The organism is Streptomyces olivochromogenes (genome assembly GCF_021538895.1).
In the GTDB taxonomy this organism is placed as follows: Bacteria; Actinomycetota; Actinomycetes; order Streptomycetales; family Streptomycetaceae; genus Streptomyces; species Streptomyces olivochromogenes_A.
On sequence record NZ_JADDRL010000241.1, the window covers coordinates 1 to 4,371 of the forward strand.

Sequence of the window (4,371 nt, forward strand, 5' to 3'; positions counted from 1 at the left end):
CGAGCGGCTCGCGTTGCTCGCCAGTCAACTCGACTGCTGCGCAGTCGAGTTGACGTCTCCTTCGCTGCGCTCCGGAGACACGGCCCGCTGCGCGGGCCTCGTGCCGGGTCTGCGCCCCGGCCGTGCGGCTTCCGCTGCGCTCCAGCCTCCCCCGCGCTCCGCGCGGAACGGGCCTACGGCCCTCGCGGCAACAGGACGGGGGGTCCTGCTCTGGGTGTGGGTGGGAGGTCGGAAGGCCCGCTGATGAGGAACTCCGGGCCGGCCAACGTTCCCGTACGGACCGGCTTGTACTGAGGGAGATGTGGACCGGCTCCCTCACGCTCACCCGGAAGTCCACCTCATCCTGACGGCTCCTCAACTTCACCAGGCACGGACCATCGTGCAGACAGAAGACACTGCGCTGCGGCCTGTGTTCCGAATGCGGGATAGAGCAACTCGGGCACATGACTCTTCGCGACCTCGAGCCCATCCGCAGCCTGCCTGTCTCCCTCGACATGCTCGGTGAGGGCCACTTCCCGCCGGGGGTGGTAGCAGTACTGTCGGCGCCCGAAATCTATGCGGCCTTCTTTCATCAGCACGTACCAGGAACCCGTCATGCGCCAGATACTAGGAACCGGTCCAGGTGCGTGCCGGGGCGTTCCCGCGTGAGCGCGGACCGAGGCTGGCATCTGGCCTGTGCTTCAAAATAAACTCCAGATCCATTCTGGATCAAGCCCCTGTCCCCCGGGGGCAGACACCAGATGCTGTCGCCGACCACTGAAACTGCGCAGCGTCCGAGGAACCGGTCCAGGGGACCGTCTTGCTGACTGACAGTCACCGCAGAGCATACGGCGCTCGCTTGGGCTTGTAGCCGGGTGGCTGGGGGCATCCCTGCATGTCTTCGGGCATGGTCCATGGCAGGTGGTGGTGGGCGTTGCAGAGTGGCCACACGGTCAGTGGCGGTGGCCTTCTGCGTGTGTTCTTGCGCCGCTTGGGGCGTGGTGGCTGGGGCGGGCGGAGCTTCAGCTGCTCGGCGAAGTCGGTCAGGCGCGGCAGGCCTGCGCCTTCGTAGGGGTCGGTGAACAGTTTGCCGCTGCTGGTACCGGTGGCCAGGAGATGGGAGAACGCGGCAGCCCGCAGGAGAGGGCGTGCCCAGGTGGGTACAGAGTGGGTCATGCAGCCCTGGCGGACGTTGTGGCGGTCGTGGAGCGTCACCGTGCTGCCGTCGAGGGCCGCGTCCTGTACCCGGGCGGTGGAGAGCTGGCTGGTCGAGGCGGCCGTGAAACACGCAGTGGCGAGCTCGGCCGCGAGATGGGGATGGGCCGTACCGGTATGAAGGCGTCGGGCGACCTCCCGCTCAGTCAGCGAAGGCATGGCGGGAGGCGTGAAGCCGCGCCCGCTCGCCGGCGGCGCGGCGCACCGGCATGCCGGGCTGTCCTCGAAGGACATCAGCGTGGTCAGGGCCGGCAGACTGATCCACCGCCGCCGCAGCACACCGGTCCCGGACTCGCCGGCCGGCCAGTCGGTGTCCATTGCGGCCAGGCATACAGCGGCGGGCGAGCCGTAGTAGTGGCGGCGCGCGGTCGCACAGCCGGTGGTGACGGTGTGGTCGACCGTCTGCAGGGCGTGGTGCAGGGCTGCAGGAAGGTGGGGGCGGTGGCAGACCAGGGTCAGGCGGATGCCGGTGAGGGCGCGCAGCTGCAGAAGGCGTTCGGTACGGCGGGCGGTGAGGCGGTGGGCGCGCAGGACGGTCAGGTGGGTAACGGGCAGAGCAGTTATCCATGCGGTGGCGGCTTCCCAGACGGGCTGACGGCCGGCGGGGAAACGGCCCGGGAGCAGGGGCGGTTTGCCCAGGGCGGCCAGAAGGTCGTGAGCGAGGGCCGTCTCACTGGTGGTTCCGGGTCCGGGATGCAAGGTGATCCGGCCGGACGGCGGATGGTGCGCGGCCAGAGCGGCGTGGGTGTGGACGGCATCGTCGTAGGGGTCCATGACCAGCGTGACGGCCGGCAGCGCGGTTGCGAGGCGCGGGACGGGCGGTACCGGGGTCATGCGAGGCGGCTGAAGGCCCAGCGCAGCAGCTCCTGGTCGACGCGGGAGCGCCCCGTGCGGGCCAGGGCGGTACGGGCGTGGGCGGTCAGCTGAGCCCAGGCGCGGAAGTTGCCGTGCGCGGCGTGCTGGTCGGCGAAGGTGATGTCACCGGGGTCGGCGTCGGCCCAGACCGGGTGGAACAGCGGGATCACCTCCAAGACCTCCTCGGGAGTGAGGCGGGTGAAGTGCTGCCAGATGAAGACCCGGGAGGAGAGCATCGGCTCGCGGCGCAGCACGGTGTGGCAGCCCGCGCCGCCGACAAAGATGATCGCAAGCTGGGTTGAGGGTTCGTCCCACAAGTAGCGGAAGTATTCGAACGCCTCCCCGTTCAGCCACTGGGCCTCGTCCACCAGGAACGTGCGGGGCCGCTCGGCCAGAGCGGTCTTCAGCAGACGGTCGAACTCGCTGGGATGGCGCGGCGGTTCACCCGCCAGGCCGAGCGCGGTGAACAGCTCGTAGCGCACCGCACGGGCCGTCGGCCGGGCCCGGAAAGTAATCTTGCGGACGTCCTCGCCGGGTTCGAGTTCCCGCAGGCAGATGTTGACGGCGAGTGTCTTACCGAAGCCCGCACCCCCGTGGATGCACATCATCGCCCGCGCCGCGACCGTGTCGGCAATGCTCTCCCGGGCGGTCAGCAGGGCACGGGTGGTCACCACGGACGCATCAGGCAGGTCGACGTACTGGTAGGCATCCGCGGTCACGAGGCGCCTCCGTCTTCGTCGGTGGTGGGATCTGCGGCCCGCCCGTCCGCGGCGGAAGCGCCATCCCTCCCGGACGGGAGCGGGGCGGGGCGACCTGGCGTGGTGAGCGCGGCCAGGGAAGCAGGGGTACGCCACCCCACTGGCGGTGCGACGGGCGGGATGAGGTCCGGCAGCGACAACTGCGACAGGCCGGTGCCGGCGGCCTGGGCGAGTTCGGCGTCGGCCTGCGCGGTGGTCAGCGCGCCGAGCCGCTGGGGTGCCTCGGGCTGGTTCACGGCGGCGTAGCGCTCGCGCTGGGCGGCCGCCAGGTCCTTCTTCAAGCGGCGGGTGCGGGCGGCCCGCACCCGCCGAACGGCGCTGACCTGTTCCTCGGTGGCCTGATCGGCCAGGTCCGCGGACCCCAGGTAGCGGCCGGTGGCCGCGTGGTAGACCTCGATGCGGTGGTCGTGATGGGGCATGAAGCGGATGCGGACCTGGATGCCGGCCTGGCCGGTCATCCACGCTCCCACGTAGTCGCGTTTCCGGAAGCGGACTCCGCGGGTGGTCAGCGTACGGGTACCGGCATCTTCCAGGGTGAACGTCCACAGATCCGCGGCCGGCACATCCCGCAGCGGGGTGGGATCGTCCTGCCACGCCTCAAGCGGAGTCTTGCCCCGCAGCGGCGCGGGGCGATGCTCGGTGTTCCACCAGAGCGTCCAGTCCAGCAGCCGGGCGGTGAAGTCCTCAAAACCAAGCAGCACCTCGTCCTTCGGACGGGAAGACCGTCTGCCCGGGCGCGGCTGATGGGCATAGCCGGGCAGGGCCGTCAGCAGCATCGACTCCACCGCACGGTTCAGGCCCTCGACCGTGCCCTTGAGGTGAGGGGTATAGGCGGGCAGATCCTCCACCACCACGTCCAGCACCTCGAACGCGGCAGTCACCGTCCTGGACAGGAAATCCTTGCCGCGGTCGACACGTACTTTCTCGGGCAGGCCGCCGAACGGGCCGTAGGGGGCCTCGCGCAGGACCGCGGAGCGCAGCGCGGCCAGCACCGACTCCCGCGACGGATCCCCCGGCGTAACCGCCACACCCGTGATCGCGTTCGTCGCGCAGTCGGTGAACCAGGTGATCCACGGCCTGCGGGCGTTGCCGTCGACATCGACCAGCACCGGCGCCTGGACATGATCGGTCTCCCACACCTGGTTACGCCACCCGCGCGGCCGGGCCAGGAACACATCGTGTTTCCGTGCCGCCCGCTCACCTCCCGCAAGCCCCGCCCGCTCCCCCGGCGTCAGATCACGGCGGATCGCCCGGTGCAAGGTGGGCAGCAACGGCGGCGGAGCCGCGGACGGGAACTCCCGGGCAGCACGGGCCGTCAGCTCACGATGGACCGCCGCAACATTGCCCTTCCACAACGCCAGCAGGCCCCGCACCTCCGGGGTGACGGTGAAGCGGTCCCGGGTCTGAGCCCTTGCTCCGGGCTCATCGGCTGCGGCCTCATCCCGCTCGGCCGCAGCCAGCCACCGCCACACCGTGCGCTCAGTCACCTGCAAGGACTCCGCCATCAGCCGCACATGCCGGGACGTCAGTTTCTGTTCCTGCCGCAGGGCGAGCAGCCGACGCA

Annotated in this window: 3 protein-coding genes; all 3 read right to left on the reverse strand. The window is 70.2% G+C overall.

What is annotated here, in order from left to right:
- Positions 1–813 precede the first annotated feature (813 nt).
- Positions 814–2,028: a hypothetical protein gene (locus IPZ69_RS46465; protein ID WP_235460969.1), complete on the reverse strand. Its 1,215-nt coding sequence runs from the start codon at positions 2,026–2,028 to the stop codon at positions 814–816.
- The gene (locus tag IPZ69_RS46470; protein WP_235460970.1) at positions 2,025–2,768 is read right to left on the reverse strand and encodes an ATP-binding protein; all 744 of its coding nucleotides are present in this window, start codon (positions 2,766–2,768) and stop codon (positions 2,025–2,027) included. The genes IPZ69_RS46465 and IPZ69_RS46470 overlap by 4 nt, the downstream gene beginning before the upstream one ends.
- The coding region (locus tag IPZ69_RS46475) for a Mu transposase C-terminal domain-containing protein (RefSeq protein ID WP_235460971.1) at positions 2,765–4,371 on the reverse strand (1,607 nt) is incomplete at its 5' end. The genes IPZ69_RS46470 and IPZ69_RS46475, both read right to left, overlap by 4 nt.